Annotated in this window: 21 protein-coding genes; 1 reads left to right on the top strand and 20 read right to left on the bottom strand. The window is 28.0% G+C overall.

The window, feature by feature from the left end:
* Positions 1–150: 150 nt before the first annotated feature.
* The 17 genes from Q0W06_RS04110 to Q0W06_RS04190 form a co-directional block, all read right to left on the bottom strand.
* A complete protein-coding gene (locus Q0W06_RS04110; RefSeq protein WP_297631764.1) occupies positions 151–1,143 on the bottom strand; it encodes an NAD(P)H-dependent glycerol-3-phosphate dehydrogenase in 993 nt (330 codons plus the stop codon).
* A gap of 2 nt (positions 1,144–1,145) precedes the next feature.
* The gene (gene der / locus Q0W06_RS04115) at positions 1,146–2,462 is read right to left on the bottom strand and encodes a ribosome biogenesis GTPase Der (protein ID WP_297631766.1); all 1,317 of its coding nucleotides are present in this window, start codon (positions 2,460–2,462) and stop codon (positions 1,146–1,148) included.
* A gap of 3 nt (positions 2,463–2,465) precedes the next feature.
* Positions 2,466–3,800, bottom strand: coding sequence for a DUF512 domain-containing protein (locus tag Q0W06_RS04120; RefSeq protein ID WP_297631768.1), 1,335 nt, complete (start codon positions 3,798–3,800; stop codon positions 2,466–2,468).
* A gap of 130 nt (positions 3,801–3,930) precedes the next feature.
* A complete protein-coding gene (phoU, locus tag Q0W06_RS04125; protein WP_297631771.1) occupies positions 3,931–4,587 on the bottom strand; it encodes a phosphate signaling complex protein PhoU in 657 nt (218 codons plus the stop codon).
* Positions 4,588–4,598: 11 nt separating this feature from the next.
* Complete coding sequence (gene pstB / locus Q0W06_RS04130) at positions 4,599–5,360, bottom strand: phosphate ABC transporter ATP-binding protein PstB (RefSeq protein WP_297631774.1); 762 nt, start codon at positions 5,358–5,360, stop codon at positions 4,599–4,601.
* Complete coding sequence (gene pstA, locus Q0W06_RS04135) at positions 5,350–6,234, bottom strand: phosphate ABC transporter permease PstA (RefSeq protein ID WP_297631777.1); 885 nt, start codon at positions 6,232–6,234, stop codon at positions 5,350–5,352. Before pstA ends, pstB begins: the two co-directional genes overlap by 11 nt.
* Positions 6,235–7,125: a phosphate ABC transporter permease subunit PstC gene (gene pstC, locus Q0W06_RS04140; protein WP_297631780.1), complete on the bottom strand. Its 891-nt coding sequence runs from the start codon at positions 7,123–7,125 to the stop codon at positions 6,235–6,237. It lies immediately after the preceding gene.
* A gap of 12 nt (positions 7,126–7,137) precedes the next feature.
* Positions 7,138–8,016: a phosphate ABC transporter substrate-binding protein gene (locus tag Q0W06_RS04145; protein ID WP_297631783.1), complete on the bottom strand. Its 879-nt coding sequence runs from the start codon at positions 8,014–8,016 to the stop codon at positions 7,138–7,140.
* A gap of 276 nt (positions 8,017–8,292) precedes the next feature.
* Positions 8,293–9,969 carry a HAMP domain-containing sensor histidine kinase gene (locus Q0W06_RS04150; protein ID WP_297631786.1) on the bottom strand — a complete coding sequence of 559 codons (1,677 nt, stop codon included), beginning with the start codon at positions 9,967–9,969 and terminating at the stop codon, positions 8,293–8,295.
* Complete coding sequence (locus Q0W06_RS04155) at positions 9,970–10,665, bottom strand: response regulator transcription factor (RefSeq protein WP_297631789.1); 696 nt, start codon at positions 10,663–10,665, stop codon at positions 9,970–9,972. It lies immediately after the preceding gene.
* 14 nt (positions 10,666–10,679) lie between these two features.
* Positions 10,680–11,414 (bottom strand): peptidoglycan editing factor PgeF, encoded by a 735-nt coding sequence (gene pgeF, locus Q0W06_RS04160; protein WP_297631792.1) that lies wholly within the window; start codon positions 11,412–11,414, stop codon positions 10,680–10,682.
* Between the two features lie 84 nt (positions 11,415–11,498).
* Entirely contained in the window at positions 11,499–11,951 is a 453-nt protein-coding gene (nrdR, locus tag Q0W06_RS04165) for a transcriptional regulator NrdR (protein ID WP_297631794.1), read from the bottom strand.
* A 90-nt stretch (positions 11,952–12,041) separates the two neighbouring features.
* The gene (locus tag Q0W06_RS04170) at positions 12,042–12,320 is read right to left on the bottom strand and encodes a YlmC/YmxH family sporulation protein (RefSeq protein ID WP_297631797.1); all 279 of its coding nucleotides are present in this window, start codon (positions 12,318–12,320) and stop codon (positions 12,042–12,044) included.
* A gap of 80 nt (positions 12,321–12,400) precedes the next feature.
* Positions 12,401–13,174 (bottom strand): RNA polymerase sporulation sigma factor SigG, encoded by a 774-nt coding sequence (gene sigG / locus Q0W06_RS04175; protein WP_297631800.1) that lies wholly within the window; start codon positions 13,172–13,174, stop codon positions 12,401–12,403.
* Between the two features lie 81 nt (positions 13,175–13,255).
* Positions 13,256–14,092 carry an RNA polymerase sporulation sigma factor SigE gene (gene sigE, locus Q0W06_RS04180; protein WP_297631803.1) on the bottom strand — a complete coding sequence of 279 codons (837 nt, stop codon included), beginning with the start codon at positions 14,090–14,092 and terminating at the stop codon, positions 13,256–13,258.
* Positions 14,093–14,101: 9 nt separating this feature from the next.
* Positions 14,102–14,905, bottom strand: a complete 804-nt coding sequence (locus Q0W06_RS04185) for a sigma-E processing peptidase SpoIIGA (RefSeq protein ID WP_297631805.1) — start codon at positions 14,903–14,905, stop codon at positions 14,102–14,104.
* Between the two features lie 218 nt (positions 14,906–15,123).
* Positions 15,124–16,617, bottom strand: coding sequence for an SH3 domain-containing protein (locus Q0W06_RS04190; RefSeq protein ID WP_297631807.1), 1,494 nt, complete (start codon positions 16,615–16,617; stop codon positions 15,124–15,126).
* A 136-nt stretch (positions 16,618–16,753) separates the two neighbouring features.
* Between Q0W06_RS04190 and Q0W06_RS04195 the strand changes: the two genes are divergently transcribed.
* Positions 16,754–17,452: a pseudouridine synthase gene (locus tag Q0W06_RS04195; protein ID WP_297631810.1), complete on the top strand. Its 699-nt coding sequence runs from the start codon at positions 16,754–16,756 to the stop codon at positions 17,450–17,452.
* Positions 17,453–17,495: 43 nt separating this feature from the next.
* Here Q0W06_RS04195 and ftsZ read toward each other — a convergent pair whose 3' ends face one another.
* From ftsZ to Q0W06_RS04210, 3 genes are all read right to left on the bottom strand, one after another.
* The gene (ftsZ, locus tag Q0W06_RS04200; protein WP_297631813.1) at positions 17,496–18,641 is read right to left on the bottom strand and encodes a cell division protein FtsZ; all 1,146 of its coding nucleotides are present in this window, start codon (positions 18,639–18,641) and stop codon (positions 17,496–17,498) included.
* A 13-nt stretch (positions 18,642–18,654) separates the two neighbouring features.
* Positions 18,655–19,932 carry a cell division FtsA domain-containing protein gene (locus Q0W06_RS04205; RefSeq protein ID WP_297631816.1) on the bottom strand — a complete coding sequence of 426 codons (1,278 nt, stop codon included), beginning with the start codon at positions 19,930–19,932 and terminating at the stop codon, positions 18,655–18,657.
* A gap of 142 nt (positions 19,933–20,074) precedes the next feature.
* Positions 20,075–21,127 (bottom strand): type IV pilus twitching motility protein PilT, encoded by a 1,053-nt coding sequence (locus Q0W06_RS04210; protein WP_297631818.1) that lies wholly within the window; start codon positions 21,125–21,127, stop codon positions 20,075–20,077.
* Positions 21,128–21,259 lie beyond the last annotated feature (132 nt).

The raw sequence follows: 21,259 nt of genomic DNA on the forward strand, positions 1-21,259 counted from the left end.
GTATCTTATTTGGAATCTTTAGAATAAATATTTCTCATACTCTATTACTATGCTTTTCTTTAGAATAAATTCCTCTTTCCCTTAAAATTAAATAAAAAAAATCTAGATTATATATTTTTTTCATACATAATCTAGATTATAATTCACTAATTAATGAATTTCATTTTTCTTTTCTCTGCCCATTAATTCACTAACAACTTCTTCAGTATTCTTATTTTGAAAAAGAACACTATAAAGTCCTTCAGTAATTGGCATACTTACATTTATTTTTTTATTTAATTCATGAAATGCCTTACAAGCTTTTACGCCTTCAACTATCATTCCAACTTCCTCTAGTGCTTGATCTAAAGTTTTCCCTTTTCCAATAAGAATACCAGCTCTTCTATTTCTAGAATGAAGAGATGTGCAGGTAACTATTAAATCGCCCATTCCTGTAAGTCCATAAAAAGTTTCAGCTTTTCCACCTAGTGCTATTCCAACTCTTGAAATTTCTTTCATTCCTCTAGTCATTAATGCAGCTTTTGAATTATCTCCATATCCGCATCCATCACCGATTCCAGCAGCTAGTGCAATTATATTTTTAACTGCTCCGCCAATTTCCACACCAATAATATCATCATTAGTATATATTCTTAAAGAGCTAGTCATAAATAATTCTTGTACTTTTTCTGCATATTCCATATGATTTGAAGTAGACACAAGTGTTGTAGGAATTTCAATAGCAACTTCTTCTGCATGACTTGGTCCTGATAAAATAACTACAGGATTATCTAATTCTTCTTCAATCACTTCAGATAATCTCTTATTTGTCTCTGGTTCAATTCCTTTAGCTATAGAAATTACCACTACATCTTTTGATATTTTACCTTTTATTTCTCGTGCCATCAATCTAATTATATGTGATGGCACTGCAAGTACTACATAATTTACATTTTCTAATGCTTCTTCTATAATATTTGTTGCTTTAATTCCTTCTGGTATTGAAAGGTTTTTTATATATTTATCATTTCTTTTGTTATTATTTATATCGTTACAAACGTCTATATTTCTGTCGTATATTACTATGTCTTCACCTTTTTTAGCTAGTTGTATTGCAAGGGCAGTTCCAAAGCTCCCGCCACCTATAAATCCAACTTTATTCATAGTTATAACTTCCTTTCTCTATACTCTATTTGTATCCCTGTTCCTTCGAAATCAAAACTTTCTCTTAATTGGTTCTCTAAATATCTTTGATATGAAAAATGTGTTGCATTTGAATCATTAACAAAGAATATAAATTTAGGTGGTTTTGTTGCAACTTGTGTTGCATAGTAAATTTTCATTCTTCTTATTCCAACTGTTGGTGGTTCTTTCATAAGTACAGCTCTGTTTACTACATCATTTAAAATACCAGTTGATATTCTCTTTGAATAGTTATCATAACATTTTCTAGCTACTTGTAGAACTTTATGACTTCTTTGACCTGTTAATGCTGATATAAATAAGTATTCAGCATAACTTAAGAATTTTAATTTACTTTGTAAGTCTTTTTTATAATTATCAAGTGTCTTATCATCTTTTTCTATTAAATCCCACTTATTAACTATTACCATAATAGCTTTTCTCATTTCATGAGCATATCCTATTATTTTTTCATCTTGTTCTGTTATTCCTTCTTCAGCATCTATCATAAGAATACAAACATCTGCTCTTTCAATTGCTGTATAAGTTCTAATAACACTATATCTTTCAATTTCTTCTTTTACTTTGCTTTTTCTTCTAAGTCCAGCTGTATCTATAAGAATAAACTTACCTTCTTCAGTTTCTAAGTAACTATCAATAGCATCTCTAGTTGTTCCTGGAACATTTGATACTATAACTCTTTCTTCTCCTAGAAGTCTGTTTATAAGAGATGATTTACCTACATTTGGTTTACCTATCATAGCAATTCTTATGTATTCATCTTCATCTTCTTCTCCAGCATTTTTAGGGAATCCTTCTACTACTCTATCAAGCATATCTCCAAGTCCAAGTCCTTGTGATGCTGATATTGTAATAGGATCTCCTATACCTAAATTATAGAATTCCCAACCATTTTCTTCTTCTTTTAAAGAATCTACTTTATTTACAACAAGCACTACTGGCTTTTTGCTTTTTCTAAGCATTGATGCTACTTCTTCATCAGCTGCTGTTACCCCTTCTTTACCGTCAACGATAAATACTATAACGTCTGCTGTCTCTATAGCAATATTTGCTTGTCTTCTCATTTGCTTTACAATGATATCATTTCTTTCAGGTTCAATCCCCCCTGTATCTATCATTGTAAAATTATAATTTAACCATTCAGCTTGAGCATATACTCTATCTCTAGTAACTCCTGGAGTATCTTCAACTATTGAAATTCTATGTCCTGCTAATCTATTGAATAACGTTGATTTTCCAACGTTAGGTCTTCCTACTATTGCAACTATTGGCTTACCCATATTTTATTCCTCCTCGTTGTATTTATTTAATAGTGATATTAAATCATCACCACTATAATCACATGGTATAACTTTTATATTTAATGCTTTTTCGATATCATCTATAACTGTATCATCAAGCATTATTGGCACATCTGAACTTCCTGGCTCATATCCTCTTCTAAACATATTATCAGGCATTATTAAATACTTTGTATCTATTTTTCCTTTTAATTGTTCTATTATATCTCTTCCCGTTATAAGCCCTGAAACTGTAATTGTTTCTCCAAAGAAATTATTAATTATTGGTCTAACATCTATAGTTATTTTAGGATTCTTTTCTGTTATCTTATTCATTACATTCTTAACTTCAGGATATGCTAACATACCAGTTATACTAGTATATTTTCCTCCTTTAGTTAAATCTAACTCTTTAAGATCTTCCATTATTCTATTTCTAAAATATCTTATAGATCCTACTCCATCCTCTATTTGTGAATATCCATTATAAAACTCTGCCTCTGGAACATCAATTCCAGCAACTACATAAAATTCATCTGAAAGTCTAATAAAAGGTTCATTTACCTCCTGATAAAATTTATCTTGCATTTCTTTTATAAAATTTATTGTTTCTATAGATTCTTCTTTAGTAAATCTCCTAAGTTTTTTAAGATTTTCTCTATGCTTAGTCATTCCTAAAGGCACTACAGCTACATTATTCACATAAGGATATAACTTATAAAGATCTTTTATAGTTCTTTTAAGTTCTTCTCCACTATTTATATCTGGAACACAAACTATTTGAGCATGCATCTGAATTCCTGCTTCTGCAAGTCTCTCCATTCTAGAGTAAACTTCTCCTGCAAATCTATTATTAAGCATTTCACGTCTAAGTTCTGGGTTTGTCGTATGTACAGATATGTTAATTGGACTTATATGATATTTTATGATTCTCTCAATATCTTCTTCTTTCATATTTGTTAATGTAACAAAATTACCTTGTAAAAAAGAAAGTCTTGAATCATCATCTTTAAAATATATAGTCTCTCTCATTCCTTTAGGATTTTGGTCTATAAAACAAAAAATACATTTATTGGTGCAGCTTTTGGCTTTATCCATTATTCCGCCACCAAATTCAAGTCCTAGTTCTTCTCCAGGTTCTTTCTCTATTTCAATATCCCAAATCTCTCCATCTGATTTTTCTATCTGCAATGTAAATTCATCATCTGCAGCTAAAAATCTATAATCTATAATATCATCAATTTCTTTGTCATTTATAGAAAGCAAAAAGTCGTTAATTTCTATTCCAACTTCTTCTGCTATACTACCAGGAAGTACTTCTTTAATTAAATTTTTCATATCTTCACTCCCTTATAAACTTAATGTATCTTTTGTTATATTACCTTAATATAGCGCTATAGTCAAACAAAATGCATAAATTTAAGGCAGAATATACTTTTATTTAAAATATATCCTGCCTTCTATAAATCTAATCATTTAAATCAACATATTCTCCATTTTTTATAAAAATTATCCACTCACATATATTAGTAATATGATCGCCCATTCTTTCTAAATATTTAGATACAAACATAAGCTTTGTTCCAAGTGATATTTTACTATCGTCTTTTTTAATTAATGCTAAAACATTATCAAAGACTTCATTATACATAGCATCTATTTCATCATCTAATCTACAAATTTTATAAGCAAATTCAAAATCTCTATCAATATATGCTTTAATAGCAAGTCTAGTCATTTGAATTATTTTTTCTTGCATAAGCCAAAGCTTTTTAGCTTCATCAATATAACTATTTCTTTTATTTGAAATTGCTATTTTACAAACATCAACAGTGTGATCTGACATTCTTTCAATATCAGTTACTATTTTACTTGCAGTAAATACTCTTCTTAAATCTTTTGCAAGAGGTTGCTCTGTCGCTATAAACTTTATACACTCTTCCTCTATTTCCTTTTGAAGATAATCTATTTTATCATCATAGTCTATTGCTTTTTTAGCTAATTCTAAATCATTATTTTTTAAAGCTTCCATACTCATTTCAAATTGTTCTATAAATCCATTTGACATACGAAGTATTTTTTTATTTATATCATTTATTTTCGCATTATGCGTTTCTCTAGTCATAATATATCTCCTTAACCAAACCTTCCTGTTATATAATCTTCTGTTCTTTTATCCTTTGGCTTATAAAAAATATCTTCTGTTTTTCCATATTCAACTATCTCTCCATTTAAAAAGAAAGCTGTTTTATCTGCTATTCTTCCTGCTTGTTGCATATTATGTGTCACTATTATTACTGTATATTCTTTTTTTAATCTCTCTATAAGCTCTTCTACCTTATTCGTTGATATTGGATCTAATGCAGAAGTAGGCTCGTCCATCAAAATAATTTCTGGTGATATAGCTAATGTTCTAGCTATACATAATCTTTGTTGTTGTCCTCCTGAAAGTCCCATAGCTGATTTTTTTAATCTTTCTTTAGTTTCTTCCCAAAGCGCTGCCCCTCTAAGACTTTTCTCTACAATTTTATCTAACTCTTTTTTATCTTTTACTCCATGAATTCTTGGTCCATATGCTACATTATCATATATACTCATTGGAAATGGATTTGGTTTTTGAAATACCATTCCGATTCTTTTTCTTAATGCTATCTCATCATAATCTGAAAATATATCCGATTCTTCAAAAAAAACCTCTCCCTCAATTCTTACATTTTCTATAAGATCATTCATTCTATTTATTGTTCTTAAAAAAGTTGATTTTCCACATCCCGATGGTCCAATTAAAGCTGTTACTTCATTTTTATTTATCTTTATACTTATATTTCTAAGAGCTTTATTAGTTCCATAATATAAATTTAATTTTTTTGTTTCTATTACACATTTATTATTTTCCATTGTATTTCCTCTCTAACTTCCTTCCAATTAATTTTGCTAAGATATTAAAAATTAAAACCAATAATATTAAAACTGCCGCGGTTCCATTTGCTATTTGAGTTGCATCTGGAACGATTCCTTCTGAATTTAATTTCCATATATGAACTGCTAAAGTTTCTGCTGGTCTAAAAAGTGAAAAAGCTGATGTACTGTTAGTTAAACTAATACTATTAAAGCTTAGTCCTCCCGAACTCAATCCTGCAGTATATAAAAATGCTGCTGCTTCTCCTAAAACTCTCCCTGATGAAAGAATTACACCTGTTAAAATCTCTTTCATTGCTGTTGGTAATATCACGCATCTTATAGTTTGCCATCTACTAGCCCCAAGTCCAAGAGACGCCTCCTTAACCTTTTTAGATGCTTCTTTAATTGCATTTTCACAAATTCTAGTCATACTTGGTATATTTAAAATACTAATTGAAAGTGCTCCTGCTATAATCGAATATCCAAATCCAAACATATTAACAAATACAAGAAGTCCAAACATCCCTATAACTATAGATGGAAGTGATGACATTGTTTCAAGTGATAATCTAATAAAACTTAATAAATATCCCTCTTTTGCATATTCCGCTAAATATATACCTGCCCCTATCCCTATGGGTATAGTAATTAAAAGCGATATGACTAACATATATAATGTATTAAATATTTGAGGTCCTATTCCTCCACCTGTTCCTGTCATTTTAGGTTTACTTGTTAAAAATTCAAAGGATATCATATGAATTCCTTCTTTTAATATATATATCAAAAACAAAGCTAAAATTCCCACTACTACTAAACTTATTCCATAAAATATTCCCGTAGCTATTTTATCTTTAATTTTTTCATTCATCTAAGCTCCTCCTCTTTTTTCAACTTTCCTTATTAATAATATAAAACTAAAGGATACTATTAAAAGAATTAAAGCTAAAGACCAAAGTGCATTATTCCATGCTGTTCCACTTACTGTATTGGCCATATCCATAGTTAATATACTTGTTAATGTTGTTGCTGAGTTTGTTAAACCATCTGGAACCTTTATTACATTTCCTATTACCATTTGAACTGCTAATGCCTCTCCAAAGGCTCTTGCAACGCCTAGAACAACTCCTGTTAAAATCCCACCTTTTGCTTCTCTAACTATTACATTCTTAATTGTTTGCCATCTAGTTGCACCTAGTCCATAAGATGCTTCAATATGTTCTTTTGGCACAGCTTTTATTGCATCTATTGCTAAAACTGCAATAGTTGGAAGTGTCATTAGAGATAATACTATAACTCCTGCTAAAAGTGAAAAACCTGTTCCTCCAAATATTTCTTTAATCTTAGGAACTAATACCGATACTCCTACCCACCCATATACAACTGATGGTATTCCAACTAATATTTCTAATGACGGTTTTATTATTCTCTCTCCTAGTTTTACTGAAATCACATTTGAAAAAATCCCAAGTGCTACTCCAACAGGTGCACTTATTAAAACTGCACCTATTGAAACAACAATTGATCCTAATATAAATGCTAAAGCTCCAAAGCTCTGTGTATTTCCATTTGGACTCCAATTGCTACTAAATAGAAAGTCCATTACACTTACTCCATTTTCAGTGAATAAAGCTATTCCTTTGTTGCCTATAAAAAATATTATTGATAATGTTATTACTATTATTCCTATAGCACATAAAAGAGAAAATCCTTTTCCTAAATAATCATTTATAAGTCTTTCTTTAAATCCTCTCTTATTCATATCTTCCACCTATTATTCTTTTATTTCACTACCTTGTATAAGTCCTAATTCATCAATCACATCTGAATTTTCTTTACTTCCTACAAAATCAATGAATTCTTTAACAGTATCAGTTGCTTCACCTTTTGTGTACATATGTCCCCATGACCAGAAGTTATATTTTCCTTCTTTAATATTTTCTGAAGTTGGCTCAACCCCATCAATCTTAACTAAATTTAATGCTTCTTTTGCTTCATCTGTTTTTGTATAAGTTAACGCTGCATAACTTATAGCTCCTTTATTTCCTTTCATTGTATTTAAAACTGCTCCATTACTATCTTGAGTTGCACCTATTGAATCATTTTCAAGTTCTTTATCTCCATCTAAAATAGCTTTTGTGAAAGTTGCTCTTGTTCCTGATGATTCTGGTCTATGAATTACCATTATTTCTTCATCTTTTCCACCAACTTCATTCCAATTTTTAATTTTTCCTGAAAAAATATCTTTTATTTGTTGTTTTGTTAATGAATCTATTCCTGCTTCTTTATTTACAACTACTGCAAATCCTTGAGCTATAACTTTATGATCTACTAATTCTTTAGCATCTTTTTCATCTAGTTTTTCTTCTGCAAAAACATCTGAATTTCCTATATCAACAGATCCTTCTAAAACTTGTGAAAGTCCTGTTCCAGATCCTCCTGCTTGGGCATTTACTGTAATTTCACTATTTATATCTGTAAATTTTTCTATTGAATTTTCCATAAGTGGTAGCATTGCTGATGACCCACTAATAGTAATACTTTTCTTTTCTCCACTACCTTCGCTATTAGACGCCCCACAACCTAAAAAACTTCCTACTGATAAACATAAAATTCCAACCATACATATTAATTTTAAATTTCTTTTTTTCATTTTCTCTATCCCCTTTTAGTCCTTTTATATTTAATTATTTTCTATCTACACTTAATATAATAGTTTAGTTAGATTAAATTTATATTAGAGTACTTTTAAATACTTATTATCTATTTGTTAACATTTTTTAACATTAATAGAAAATATTAATTATTATAAATTTATAAATATTTTTTTAATTAAACTTAATTTTCATTTTATTTATTGCTTTTAAATTTTATATTTAATATACAAAAAAGAATTCATTAAAAAATGAATTCTTTTTTTATTTCTATATTAAATATGTTTTACTTTAAATGTAAACTCTGAACCTTTTCCAAATTCTGAGTCTACAAAAATATCTCCACCAAAACTTTTTGAAATATGCTTTACTATAGCTAATCCAAGACCTGTGCCATTTCCCTTTCTCGATTTATCAACTCTATAGAACCTTTCAAATATTCTTGGTAAATCCTCTTTAGGAATTCCATAACCACTATCTTTAACTTTAAATATATAGTAGCCATTTTCTGAATAACTTAGTATTTTTACAGTTTTATCTTTTTCTGAATATTTTATAGCATTTTCAACCAAATTTATTACAATTTGTAAAAATTTATCATTATGCCCTAATATTAAATCTTTATTAGTACTTCGATATTCTAATGTTATCCCTTTTTTCTTTCCATGTTCTTCTAAAATTTTAAGTGCATCTTCAACTACTCCATCAGGATAGAACTCTATTAAATCATCACTACTTCTACTTTCTAGATTAGATAGTATTAAAATATCATCTATAAGTATCTTTAATCTATCTGATTCCTTATCAATAATATTTAAAAATTTATCTCTTGTCTCATTATCTTCTACAAAACGCAATGTTTCTGCAAATCCCTTTATTGATGTTAATGGTGTTTTCAATTCATGTGATACATTTGCAACAAATTGCGTTCTCATATTTTCTAATCTCTTCATTTCTGTAATATCCTGAATAGATATTACTACTCCAACTTTATCATATGCATTTATAATATTTGTTTTCTTTATCCTTATAATTCTTCTAACTGGACTTTTTACTTTAAGTTCTATAGCCTCATTATATTCTTCTAATACTACTTTTTTATATAATTTTTCCGATAAAATTTCTTGTAATTTTAATCCTACAACATCTTTACTAATTCCTAAAACAGCTTTAGCATATGGATTTGCCAAAATAACAAACCCCTCTCTATCTATAGCAATAACTCCACTTTGCATACTTTGTAATATAGTTTCTAATTTATTCTGTTTATCTATTACTTCTCCAACTTTACCTTGAAGTTGTTCTGCCATATTATTAAAAGACTTCCCTAAGTGTCCTAATTCGTCATTAGATGTTATTTCAATCCTGGTCTGTAAATCTCCATTTGCAATTTTAGAAGATACATAGTCTAAATTTTTAATAGGATCTATTATTATTCTAACTAATTTCAATGCTAGAGCTATAGATAAAGCTAATACTATACCTAAAACAAAAATATAATAGCTTATATTTTTAGAATATAAGAAATCTAGTGTTCCTACTGGTACTCCACTTCTTATAATATTACCATCCGGTAGTTTCAAAGTTGAAAAAATCATATCCTTATCATAATAAGAACTATATCCTTCATAAGAACCTATTCTATCATTTTGGGTAAATTTATATTCATTTGAATTTAAATCAACCTTACCTTCACCTTCTCCATTGTCAAATATTACCTTTCCTTCTTTATTAGAAATTGTAACATCTATAATATAGTTATTGATTTTAAAAAACTTTATCTCATTTTCCTTAATAGAATTCCAATTAGCTATTATTTCATTATAATTTTTCAAAGTTTCTTTTGTACTATTTACTTCTTGCAAACTAACAAGTGCAAAAAAGGAAGAGGTTATAATTACTAATGCAAAAATTACTGTTATAATTACAGAAGTTAATATTTTTCTTTTCATCTATCCATTAAACCTATATCCAAGACCTCTTATAGTCTCTATCAATTTTGGATTCTTATCATCCTCTTCTATTTTTTTTCTTATATATCGTATATGAACATCTATAGTTCTTGTATCTCCTATATATTCATAGCCCCATATTTTATCTAATATTATTTCTCTATTTAAAATTCTTCCTTTATTTTTAGCTAAAAACTCTAAAACTTCAAATTCTTTTAATGTAAATTCAACTTTTTTCTCATTTATTAATATTTCACGCCTAAAATAATCAATTTTTATTCTTCCATTATCATAACTTTCCTCAAAGCCTTCCTCTTTAGAACTATTTCTTCTAAGAACAGCCTTTACTCTTGCAGATAATTCTCTTACTGAAAATGGTTTAGTTATATAATCATCTGCCCCAAGTTCTAATCCCAATATTTTATCTAATTCTTCACTTTTAGCTGTAACCATTATTATTGAAGTTCCTTTTAGATCTTTATCTTTTTTTATTTCCTTACATACATCTAACCCATCAATCCCTGGAATCATAAGATCTAAAAGAACTAAATCCGGCTTATTTTCCTTTGCCAGTCTTAATGCATCCTCTCCATTATTCGCAGTATATGTATCATATCCTGCATTTTTTAAATTAAACTTTAAAAGTTCTAAAATATTTTCTTCATCATCAACTATTAATATTTTCTCTTTAGCCAAAGCCAAATCCCCCTTTATTTAATTATTGCAAATGTAAATAATCTGCCATAAGCACCATCTGACTTTCTATAAGAATATAACTCTACTTCATCCTCGCAATACGTACAAAGATTCAAACTAAATATATTTTCTTCCTTCAAGCCTATATCTAAAAGATCTTTCTCTATTACTTTTTCCATAGAAAGATTTCTTTTATTAAATAATTCACTTTCTCTTATACCTGTTTCTTCTATAAATCTCTCTTTTAATTCTTCTGATATTTCATAGCAACATTTTCTTATATGTGGTCCTATATAAACTTTAGTCTCTTCTACTGAAATATGAAACTCTTCTACCATCTTCTCAATTGTCTTTTTTGTTATATTACTTATTGTACCTTTCCACCCACTATGTACAGCTCCTATAACACCTTTTTCTTTATTTATTATAATTACAGGAACACAATCTGCTGTAAATGCTCCAATTGCAATATTTTTCTTTTTTGTTATTATAGCATCACCTTCATTATTATTGAAAGCCTCTTGTCCATTATAAATAAATATTTTATCTGAATGAATTTGTTTTAAATATGCTACATTATCAACCTTAAATTCTTCCCTTATTCCATCTAAATAATTTAAACCTTCTTTTGTATTTCTATTAAAACTTCTACCATTTTCCGCAGTTGAAAAGGCCACTATTATGTTTCCATCCTCTAAAACTAAATAATCATCTTTTTTCTTTAAATTTTTCAACGTTAAATTAATCATATACTGCCTCCTAAAGGTTATTACTTATAATTTTATCATTTTATCTAAATTAAAAAAAGCACTCTTTATTAGAATGCTTTTACTTTACTCTTTAATTAAACTATTTATTTCTTCCATAAATGTGTTAATATCCTTAAACTGTCTGTAAACAGAAGCAAATCTTACATATGATATTTCATCTATATTTTTTAATATTTCCATAACCATCTCTCCAATTTTTTGAGAAGGTATTTCTGTTATCATTTTATTTGAAATTTTCTTTTCTATTTCTTCTGCTATTCCTTCAATTTGCTTTCGTGACACCGGTCTTTTTTGACATGCTATTATTAATCCATTTACTATCTTTTCTTTATTAAAGTTCTCTCTTGTGGAATCTTTCTTTATTACTAACATAGGAATATCTTCTATCTTCTCATATGTAGTATATCTTTTTCCACAATTTGAACACTCTCTTCTTCTTCTAATGGTTGAATTATCATCTGTTGATCTTGAATCTACAACCTTACTTTCATTATAAGAACAAAAAGGACATCTCATAGTTTAATCACAACCTTTCTGTAGATATTTTATCCTATAAGCCTATTATACATAGTTTTACTTAATCTGACTAGATTTATCTCTTATTTATTATCTATAATTCCCGTCTTCTGTATTTATAATATTTAAATTGTCAAGTGAAACTAAAATTACGTCTATACCTATTTTACTTACATTTTCCCAAGGAATTTCAATTTCATCTTCTTTTTGGAACCACCCCTTATTTTCTCCTGGTAATATTAATGCTTCTACTTTATCATTCTCACAATCAATTTTTATATCGTGAATAAATCCCAATCTTTTCCCATTATTTATTTCTATAACTTCCATATTTCTCATAGAATTAATAGAATGTAAATTTTCTTCCATATCTTTTCCCCCTTCACAATAAAAATCTTCTCATTAAATTTATTCACTATAATATAAAAAAAGAACCAGAAGGTTCTTTTTTATATATGTTTTTTCATATGTTTTAAAGCTGTTTTTTCTAGTCTTGATACTTGGGCTTGAGATATACCAATTTCATCTGCCACTTCCATTTGAGTTCTTCCTCTAAAAAATCTTAAATTCAATATCAATTTTTCTCTATCTGTTAACTTTTTCATTGCTTCATTTATTGATATGTTTTCAAGCCAATTTTCATCTGTATTTTTAGAGTCACTTATTTGATCCATTACATATATTGCATCTCCCCCATCATGATATATAGGTTCGAAAAGTGATACAGGGTCTTGTATTGCATCTAATGCAAAAACTACTTCTTCTCTTGGCAATTCTAATTCTTTTGCTATCTGCGAAATATTAGGTTCTTTATTATTTTCTTTTATTAATCTATCCCTAACTAATAGAGCTCTATATGCTATATCTCTTAATGATCTACTAACTCTTATTGAGTTATTATCTCTTAAATAACGCCTTATTTCCCCAATTATCATAGGCACTGCATAAGTTGAAAACTTAACATTTTGTGATAAATCAAAATTATCTATTGCTTTCATAAGTCCTATGCATCCTACTTGAAAAAGATCATCTACATTTTCCCCTCTATTGTTAAACCTTTGAATTACGCTTAAAACTAGTCTTAAATTTCCTTTTATAAAAACTTCTCTTGCATTTGGATCTCCACTTTGCATATTCTGTAATAGTTCTCTTTTTTCTTTTTCTTTTAAAATTGGTAACTTTGCAGTATTTACACCGCATATTTCAACTTTATTCACTATCAATTTTGTCAACTCCTTTAGAAGTAATATCACCATAATAAACATTATTTCCGAGAGAGTTAACTTTTATACTATAGACAAACTTTAAACCATTTTACTAATTTCTTTTTTTAATCTACTTATTATTTTTTTCTCTAATCTTGAGATATAGGATTGCGATATTCCTAGCATATCTGCAACCTCTTTTTGAGTTTTTTCTTGTGTTCCATTTAATCCAAATCTTAATTGAACTATTTCTTTTTCTCTCTCATTTAAATTTTTTAAAGCTAAAAATAACAACTGTTTGTCCACTTCATCTTCAATCATATTATATACCGTATCATTTTCTGTTCCTAATATATCTGAAAGTAAAAGTTCATTTCCATCCCAGTCTATATTAAGAGGCTCATAAAAAGAAATCTCTGCTTTTACCTTGCTATTTCTTCTAAGATACATTAAGATTTCATTTTCTATACATCTTGATGCATATGTTGCTAATTTTATTTTCTTTTCTGTATTGAATGTATTTACTGCTTTTATTAAACCTATTGTCCCTACTGAAATTAAATCTTCTACATAAACCCCTGTATTTTCAAATTTTCTAGCTATATATACTACTAGTCTTAAATTTCGTTCTATCAAAGTACTTCTTACTGCTTCTTCTCCATCACCTAATTTTTGTAATAACTGTTCTTCTTCTTCTTTTGAAAGTGGTGGTGGTAATGCATCACTGCCTCCTACATAATGAAGATTACTCTCATAAATATTAAAAAAATTGAATACTTTATTTAATAGAATACTAAAATTAAAACTTTGTATTTTTGTATCATCTTCTTTCAACGTTATTTCTTCTCTTCTATATATCTCTATTGCTATATTTTTTAATTTTTCGGCTTCCATCATACTAACACTTTCTAATTCTTTTCCCTTTAAATCTTCCATATACTCCTCCTATATAACTCCTCTTGATATTAATCCTACAAATTGATTTTCTCTACTTAATTTATCGTCGCAAGGGCAAATTATTCCTTCTAGCTCTCTCCACACCTTTCCATCTTTAGATATTTTTATATTTTTCACTTTAAATCCATATATTCCTCCTGAATAACCTATAGCTCTATATGGAATTTTATACATTTGTCCTTTAACTAAACTAATTTCACGTAATTCAGCCTTTTCAATCAATATACATGGCAAATTTGTAATTGGTTCTCTAAGTTCATTTCCCGAATCTAAAAAACCTTTAATATTTATTTTTTTATCTTTTATATTTAATTCAATATCATATATAAAACTAGAAATTATATTCCTATCTTTTATTACAGTCATTATTCTTTCTAATACTATAAATAATACAAATACCCCTAACATTAAAAATTTAACATTTAAGTTTTTAATAACTACCCCATCAATTATTGTATATTTCTGTGAACTTAATATAATTTTAAAAATTAATCCACTCAAGAAAAAGGATGCTCCTATAAATGTACTGAAACTTTTTATTAAACTTATTTTTTCCCTTTTAACACTCGGTATATACACCATAATAAATGCAATTAAAAGTTGTATATAAAATGCTTTTAAGAAGCTTATCTCTTCTATTACCATACATAAACTATAAACTCCTCCTATCACTGCTACTAAAATAGCTCGCTTAAATGAATAGTTGTATTTTAAAATTTTAAATGTAGTAATTATCAAAAATAAATTCACAATAAAGTTCTCTAAGATTATTACATCTAAATATAACTCCATAATCCCCCTCCTCTTATAAAATTATATACCTTCTTTCATTAGAATTTTGTCATAAATTATATTCTAAATTAACTTTTCCTTCCATTTTTTTTTACATAATACCCTATTTAATTTCACTTTCTTTAATTTAGAACTTTTGTTATATATTTTTTTGAAATTTTCTTCCTAAATAATCAATTCTCAATAAAAATAAAAAGAACTGCTTAAAAACAGTTCTTTCACTCATTTTTCATATCCTCCTCTATAGATATGTGTATTTCATTTTGCTTTAATTTATTTTTGTTAATTTTCAAATTAATATTTAATAAATCTTCTCCTCTTTCTTCCTCTATAAATCTTGGTCTATCATATATAAAGTTTTTATCTAAATAAATATTCTCCATTTCCTTCATTTTTTCATCTATAGCTATCCCATACCATGGTACTGTTGCATATTGATGCCATATATGAGGTGTATTATTTATATATCTCATTTTATATGCTGTATTTTGTTCATATTTAGGATTATGAATATAATTATTTGAAATAAACTCTGCAGCTCCATCAATAGCCTTAGAAATATTTGTCCAACCATTATTGTACGCATATGCCACAGCTGTTATTAATTCTCTATCTGGAAATGCTTTAGAATTCTCATAAGCACCTATCTCATATAAATTATAAACAGTTATAGGTTTATTTAATGAAATCATTTTATATCCGATTAATTCCCCTTTTTTATTTTTTATTTCTTCATTCAAATCTGCTATTTCTCTTACTTCCAATCCTTTAGCTAAAGTCTTTTTCCCATATGCTGTCTCATAAATAGATAAAGCGGTAAAATATATTGGATCTATTTCTCTATTTTTTGCAGCTACTATTAACGCATTAGCTTGTCCTTTAAGTATTCCTACATTATTTTTTTCTAAATATCGTTCCAATGCACTTCTATTAATATTTCTAAATTTATCTATTCTCAAGAACTGTAATATATTTTCTTGATTAGGATTTAAATATTCTTTAAAATATTCTACGCTATACTTAGGGTTTTTTTCATTTTGAATTTTTGCATACTCATCAAGTGATATACTATAATTTGTATATATTTGATCTTTTTCTTTATTATCTTCTTTTAGTTTTAGTTTTTTACTATTAAACTTATCTTTCTTCTCAATCTTATTTTCATTTTTCAATATTATTTCCTTAACATAATCTCCATGTATAAATCCTAACTTCTCTTTATACCTTACTTTATACCAATTTCCTTTTTTTTCTTCAATATTAAATTCTTCGCCTTCTAACATGTATCCTTTAATTTCACTATCAACAGATGGAGTTTCTCGTATTCTTAAAGTACTTGCTATATTTATAACTTTTCCTTTTTTTACATCTACATCTACATCTTTATTGTTTATTTTCACATAATCTCCATGAATATATCCTCGTATATTATTTTCTATTATTTCATACCAATCATCTTTTTTTGATACTATCTCCACTTCTCTACCATTTTCTAGATATCCAAGTATCTCGCTATTAATATCAGTATTCCCCCGTATTCTTAGCAGTGTTTTTATATCTATTATAGTTCCCTTTAACCCTTTACTCTCATTATTTGCTTGTATAATATTTTTTTCTTGTATATCTATTCCATAAGCAATTTTCTCATTTTGTATTCCTAATCCTATTATCGTTGAAGTTGCTATAGCTGCAGTTATAACCCTCTTTTTCATAACCTACTCCTTCTAACACTCTTTCTTTTATTTTACCATATTTTTACATATTATACTATTTAATAATTATGCTTATCTAACTAAATACTTTTATGCTATAATATAATTCTTCTATTCATTTAGGAAAGGATTTTATATGAGAATAAACAAACTTTTTAGTAATTATGGAATATGTTCTAGAAAAGAAACTAATAGACTTATACAGGAAAATAGAGTTTTAATAAATGGTATACCTGCCTTCGAAGGTCAATGGGTTGAAGAATCTGATATAATTTTATTTGATGGTACTAGAATCGTACCTAAGCCTAAAATCTATCTAGCATTCAATAAACCACGTGGAATACTTTGTAGTTCTAATTCAAACTTAGAATCAAATATTATTTCCTTTTTAAACTATCCACATTATATTTTTCCAATCGGAAGGCTCGATAAAGACTCTGAAGGTCTACTCCTTCTTACTAATGATGGGGATTTAGCTAATGATTTAATTGACTCTAATAATTATCATGAAAAAAAATATATTGTTACAGTTCAATCACCCATTACTGAAGAATTTTTAACTTCCATGTCTAATGGTGTTAAAATTTTAAATACAATAACTCGTCCATGCATTCTAGAGAAAATTTCAGATTATACTTTTTCCATTATATTAACTCAAGGTTTAAACCGCCAAATTCGTAGAATGTGCAAAACCTTTGGATATACTGTTATTACCTTACAAAGGATACAAATTTTAAATATCTCATTATCTGGAATTGATTATGGTGAATACCGTGAACTCTCCAATTCTGAAATAACTTCTTTAAAAGATATATTAAAAAATGGAAGTGAATAATTCACTTCCATTTTAGCTTTATTTATTATATTAATTTTATTTATTATCTTTTTGATTTTCTTAAGAAAGTTGGTATAGATAAATCTACATCATTTCCATAAGATTCATCTGAAATACTACTATTTATTGTGTTACTTTCTTCAGCTACAGCAACTTCTTCTTGAACTGGAGATTCTTTTATTATTGGTTTCTCTATTGGCTTTTTAATCTCCACTTTTGGCTCTACTGTTTCTAATTGCTCTTCAAATCCTGTTGCAATTACCGTTATTCTTATTTCATCATTTAAGCTTTCATCAATCACAGCTCCAAAAATGATATTTGCATCTTGATCAACCGATTCTCTTATAACATCAGCAGCTTCATAAACTTCTAAAGCTCCAAGATCTGCTCCACCAGTAAAGTTTAATATTACTCCACTTGCTCCTTCTATAGAAGTTTCAAGTAATGGAGAGCCTATAGCTTCTCTTACAGCATCTGATGCTCTATTATCTCCGCTACCATGTCCTACACCCATGTGAGCTAAACCTTTATTTAACATAACTGCTTTTATGTCTGCAAAGTCTGCATTAATAACCCCTGTAATTGTAATAAGGTCAGAAATTGCTTGAACCCCTTGTCTTAATACATCATCAGCAAGTTTAAATGAGTCTAGTAATGTAGTCTTTTTATCTGCCATTAATAATAATCTTTCATTTGGAATTATTACTAGAGTATCAACTTTTTCTTTTAACTTAGCAATCCCCATTTCAGCATGTCTCATTCTTCTTTTACCTTCAAATGGGAATGGTTTAGTAACTACACCTACAGTAAGTATTTCTAAATTTTTTGCAAGTTCAGCAACTACTGGAGCTGCCCCAGTTCCAGTTCCGCCACCCATTCCTGCAGTTATAAATACCATATTAGCACCTTTAATAGTTGCTTTTATTTCTTCTATACTTTCCTCAGCAGCTTTTTGTCCAATTTCTGGATTTGCTCCAGCTCCAAGCCCCTTAGTAAGTTTATCTCCAATTTGAATTTTTTGGTTTGCGTGTGATAACATTAGTGCTTGCTTATCTGTATTAATCGCTATAAATTCAACATTTTTAAGACCTTCAACTATCATTCTGTTTACAGCGTTACTACCTCCGCCTCCACATCCAATAACTTTTATATTAGTCAATTCTTGCATATCTACTTCAAAATCTAACAAAATAATTCCTCCCTTAGAACATATCCCCTAGAAAATTTTTAAATTTTCTTATGATACTTTTATTTTCACTTTCACGTTTTTGTAAATCTTCTTCTACTTCATTTTTTTTATTATTTTCTTCTGTCTCTTGCAGTTTAAACTCTCTAGTAAAGTTTAAAATTTCTTCATATATTAATTCTAACTTATCATGCACCTCTTTAACAATAGCTAAAGAAGTAATATTTGAAATATTTTGCATTCCAAAGTCACTTTTTGTTACCATCATTATTTTTTTCCCATTAAAGCTTTGATGTACAACCTTATTTATGCCTTCAAAATTAGTTATAGCATCACCACATAAAATTATACTACAAATATCATCATAATGACTAGCCTTTTTTAATTCATTTTTTACATAATTAAGAATTTCTTCAATTCTAGCTTCACATACTTTATAAAATAACTCTTTGTCTACTTGTTTTCCTCTAATTATTACATTTTTGCTTCCCCTATCATTCATAGCGGTCTTATACTTATCACTAAATTCTTTTTTTACATCTTCTGATTCAAATGATGATAGAGCCAAACATATAGATAAATCACTTGTTATATTCTTTCCTCCAAGTGCTAGACTTTCTAATAATTTCAATTCTTTATTTTTGTAAACTGAAAGCTCTGTAAGTGAATCTCCAAATTCAATTAATGCAACTTTTTCTTTTAATATCTCTTCATTTAAAAATATTTTTCTTAAAGCTATTTGATTTAATAAAAATCCTTTAATTTGATATTTAGTTCCTTTGCATAATTTTCTATATGTATCTAAAATTTCACTCTTTACTTGTATGACTGATAAATTCAGTTCTAAAATTACACCTTGTTTACCTACTACCGTATTCAAACTATTTTTTCCATCTAATTTATAATAGTCTATAACTATATCTATTATTTCATATCCTTGACTTGCTTCTATTTTTTCTTTTACTTCATCTATTATCTTTTTTATATCTTTCGCTTTTATTACTCCATCTACCACCATTTGAGCTGGTACATTATAATGTACTGCATGAGTGCTTGGTAAACCCATATAGATTTCATTTATTCTTTTTCCTGTTTGCTCTTCTAATTTACTTAAGGCTTCTTCAAAGTAAATCTTACATTTATCTATATTTACTATATTTCCACCTTCTACACCACGTACATTAACACAAGAACTTCCTAGTATTTCAACATCTTTTCCTTTTTCACCAATTCCTATTGATGCTGAAATCTTTTGTGTTCCTATATCTACTGCTGTAATTAAAAATTCTTGCATCTAAAGCCTTCCCTTCTTAATGTTCTTATCTATGTATATTCAACATAATTTAAAAAAATCCTCTTTTTATTATACAACCTATTTTATCTTTTATTATAGATAAAATAATTAATTGTTTATTAATTATTTTCCCTGTTTTACTTTAATACATCAACAATCTATCAAATATTTGTTTATCTATTGCATATTCTCTAGCAATATTACATTCAACCTCTTCATTTTTCACTAAAAATGCTAATGCCATATCCATTGTTTTCATTCCTTTTGCAGCACCGGTTTGAATAGCAGTCTCAATTTGATGAGTTTTTCCTTCTCTAATTTGATTTTGAATAGCTGGTGTTATTGTCATAATTTCTAACGCTGCTTTTCTTTTTCCATCTATGCTTGGAATTAATTGTTGAGATATTATTCCTTGAAGTACTGCTGCAAGCTGTATTTTTATTTGTTGTTGTTGATGTTCTGGAAATACATCTATTATCCTATCTACCGTTTTAGCTGAACCTATTGTGTGTAATGTAGATAATACTAAATGTCCTGTTTCAGCCGCTGTAATTGCTATGCTTATTGTTTCTAAATCTCTCATTTCTCCAATAAGTATAACATCTGGATCTTCTCGTAATGATGCTTTCAACGCTTCACTATAGCTTATACTATCTCTTCCTATTTCTCTTTGATTTACTATACATTTCTTATGTGTATGAAGAAATTCTATAGGATCCTCTAGTGTTAAAATATGTTCATTTCTCATTTTATTAATTTCATCAATCATAGCTGCAAGTGTTGTACTTTTCCCACTTCCTGTAGGGCCTGTAATTAAAACTAATCCTCTTCTTTTTTTGCATAGTTCTTTCAATACATCTGGAAAATTCAACATCTCCAATGTAGGTATTTTTGTATTTACTACTCTTAGTGCTAATGCATCAGATCCTCTTTGTTTAAATGCATTTACTCTAAATCTCCCTATATTAGCAACAGAATATGCTAAATCAATCTCTCCACATCTTTCATATTCCTCAAATTTTTCTTTTATTATTTCCTGTGTAAATTTTTTGACATCCTCTGGTCTTAAAATTTCTTCTCCAAATCTTTCTAAATATCCACTTATTCTTATCATAGGCGGAACCCCGACAGTTAAATGTAAATCTGAGCCACCTTTAATTACAGTTTCTGATAAAAGTTCATTTAATGAATACATATTAGTTCTCCTCACATATCTATTTTATGTAAGCATTTATTTTTTACTCTCTTACATAAGATATATTATGAAATATATCTTATATAGTTTCAAATCTTATGATAAAACTATATAAATTCTTTTTTATTATAA

It is taken from the genome of uncultured Clostridium sp., from assembly GCF_947072515.1.
Classification (GTDB): domain Bacteria; phylum Bacillota; class Clostridia; order Clostridiales; family Clostridiaceae; genus Clostridium.

What these genes read in the sequence shown, in the direction of transcription:
- Q0W06_RS04110 (WP_297631764.1), bottom strand. Translation starts at nt 1,143, where the DNA reads ATGAATAAAGTTGGATTTATAGGTGGCGGGAGCTTTGGAACTGCCCTT.
- der (WP_297631766.1), bottom strand. Translation starts at nt 2,462, where the DNA reads ATGGGTAAGCCAATAGTTGCAATAGTAGGAAGACCTAACGTTGGAAAA.
- Q0W06_RS04120 (WP_297631768.1), bottom strand. Translation starts at nt 3,800, where the DNA reads ATGAAAAATTTAATTAAAGAAGTACTTCCTGGTAGTATAGCAGAAGAA.
- phoU (WP_297631771.1), bottom strand. Translation starts at nt 4,587, where the DNA reads ATGACTAGAGAAACGCATAATGCGAAAATAAATGATATAAATAAAAAA.
- pstB (WP_297631774.1), bottom strand. Translation starts at nt 5,360, where the DNA reads ATGGAAAATAATAAATGTGTAATAGAAACAAAAAAATTAAATTTATAT.
- pstA (WP_297631777.1), bottom strand. Translation starts at nt 6,234, where the DNA reads ATGAATGAAAAAATTAAAGATAAAATAGCTACGGGAATATTTTATGGA.
- pstC (WP_297631780.1), bottom strand. Translation starts at nt 7,125, where the DNA reads ATGAATAAGAGAGGATTTAAAGAAAGACTTATAAATGATTATTTAGGA.
- Q0W06_RS04145 (WP_297631783.1), bottom strand. Translation starts at nt 8,016, where the DNA reads ATGAAAAAAAGAAATTTAAAATTAATATGTATGGTTGGAATTTTATGT.
- Q0W06_RS04150 (WP_297631786.1), bottom strand. Translation starts at nt 9,969, where the DNA reads ATGAAAAGAAAAATATTAACTTCTGTAATTATAACAGTAATTTTTGCA.
- pgeF (WP_297631792.1), bottom strand. Translation starts at nt 11,414, where the DNA reads ATGATTAATTTAACGTTGAAAAATTTAAAGAAAAAAGATGATTATTTA.
- nrdR (WP_297631794.1), bottom strand. Translation starts at nt 11,951, where the DNA reads ATGAGATGTCCTTTTTGTTCTTATAATGAAAGTAAGGTTGTAGATTCA.
- Q0W06_RS04170 (WP_297631797.1), bottom strand. Translation starts at nt 12,320, where the DNA reads ATGGAAGAAAATTTACATTCTATTAATTCTATGAGAAATATGGAAGTT.
- sigE (WP_297631803.1), bottom strand. Translation starts at nt 14,092, where the DNA reads ATGGAAGATTTAAAGGGAAAAGAATTAGAAAGTGTTAGTATGATGGAA.
- Q0W06_RS04185 (WP_297631805.1), bottom strand. Translation starts at nt 14,905, where the DNA reads ATGGAGTTATATTTAGATGTAATAATCTTAGAGAACTTTATTGTGAAT.
- Q0W06_RS04190 (WP_297631807.1), bottom strand. Translation starts at nt 16,617, where the DNA reads ATGAAAAAGAGGGTTATAACTGCAGCTATAGCAACTTCAACGATAATA.
- Q0W06_RS04195 (WP_297631810.1), top strand. Translation starts at nt 16,754, where the DNA reads ATGAGAATAAACAAACTTTTTAGTAATTATGGAATATGTTCTAGAAAA.
- Q0W06_RS04205 (WP_297631816.1), bottom strand. Translation starts at nt 19,932, where the DNA reads ATGCAAGAATTTTTAATTACAGCAGTAGATATAGGAACACAAAAGATT.
- Q0W06_RS04210 (WP_297631818.1), bottom strand. Translation starts at nt 21,127, where the DNA reads ATGTATTCATTAAATGAACTTTTATCAGAAACTGTAATTAAAGGTGGC.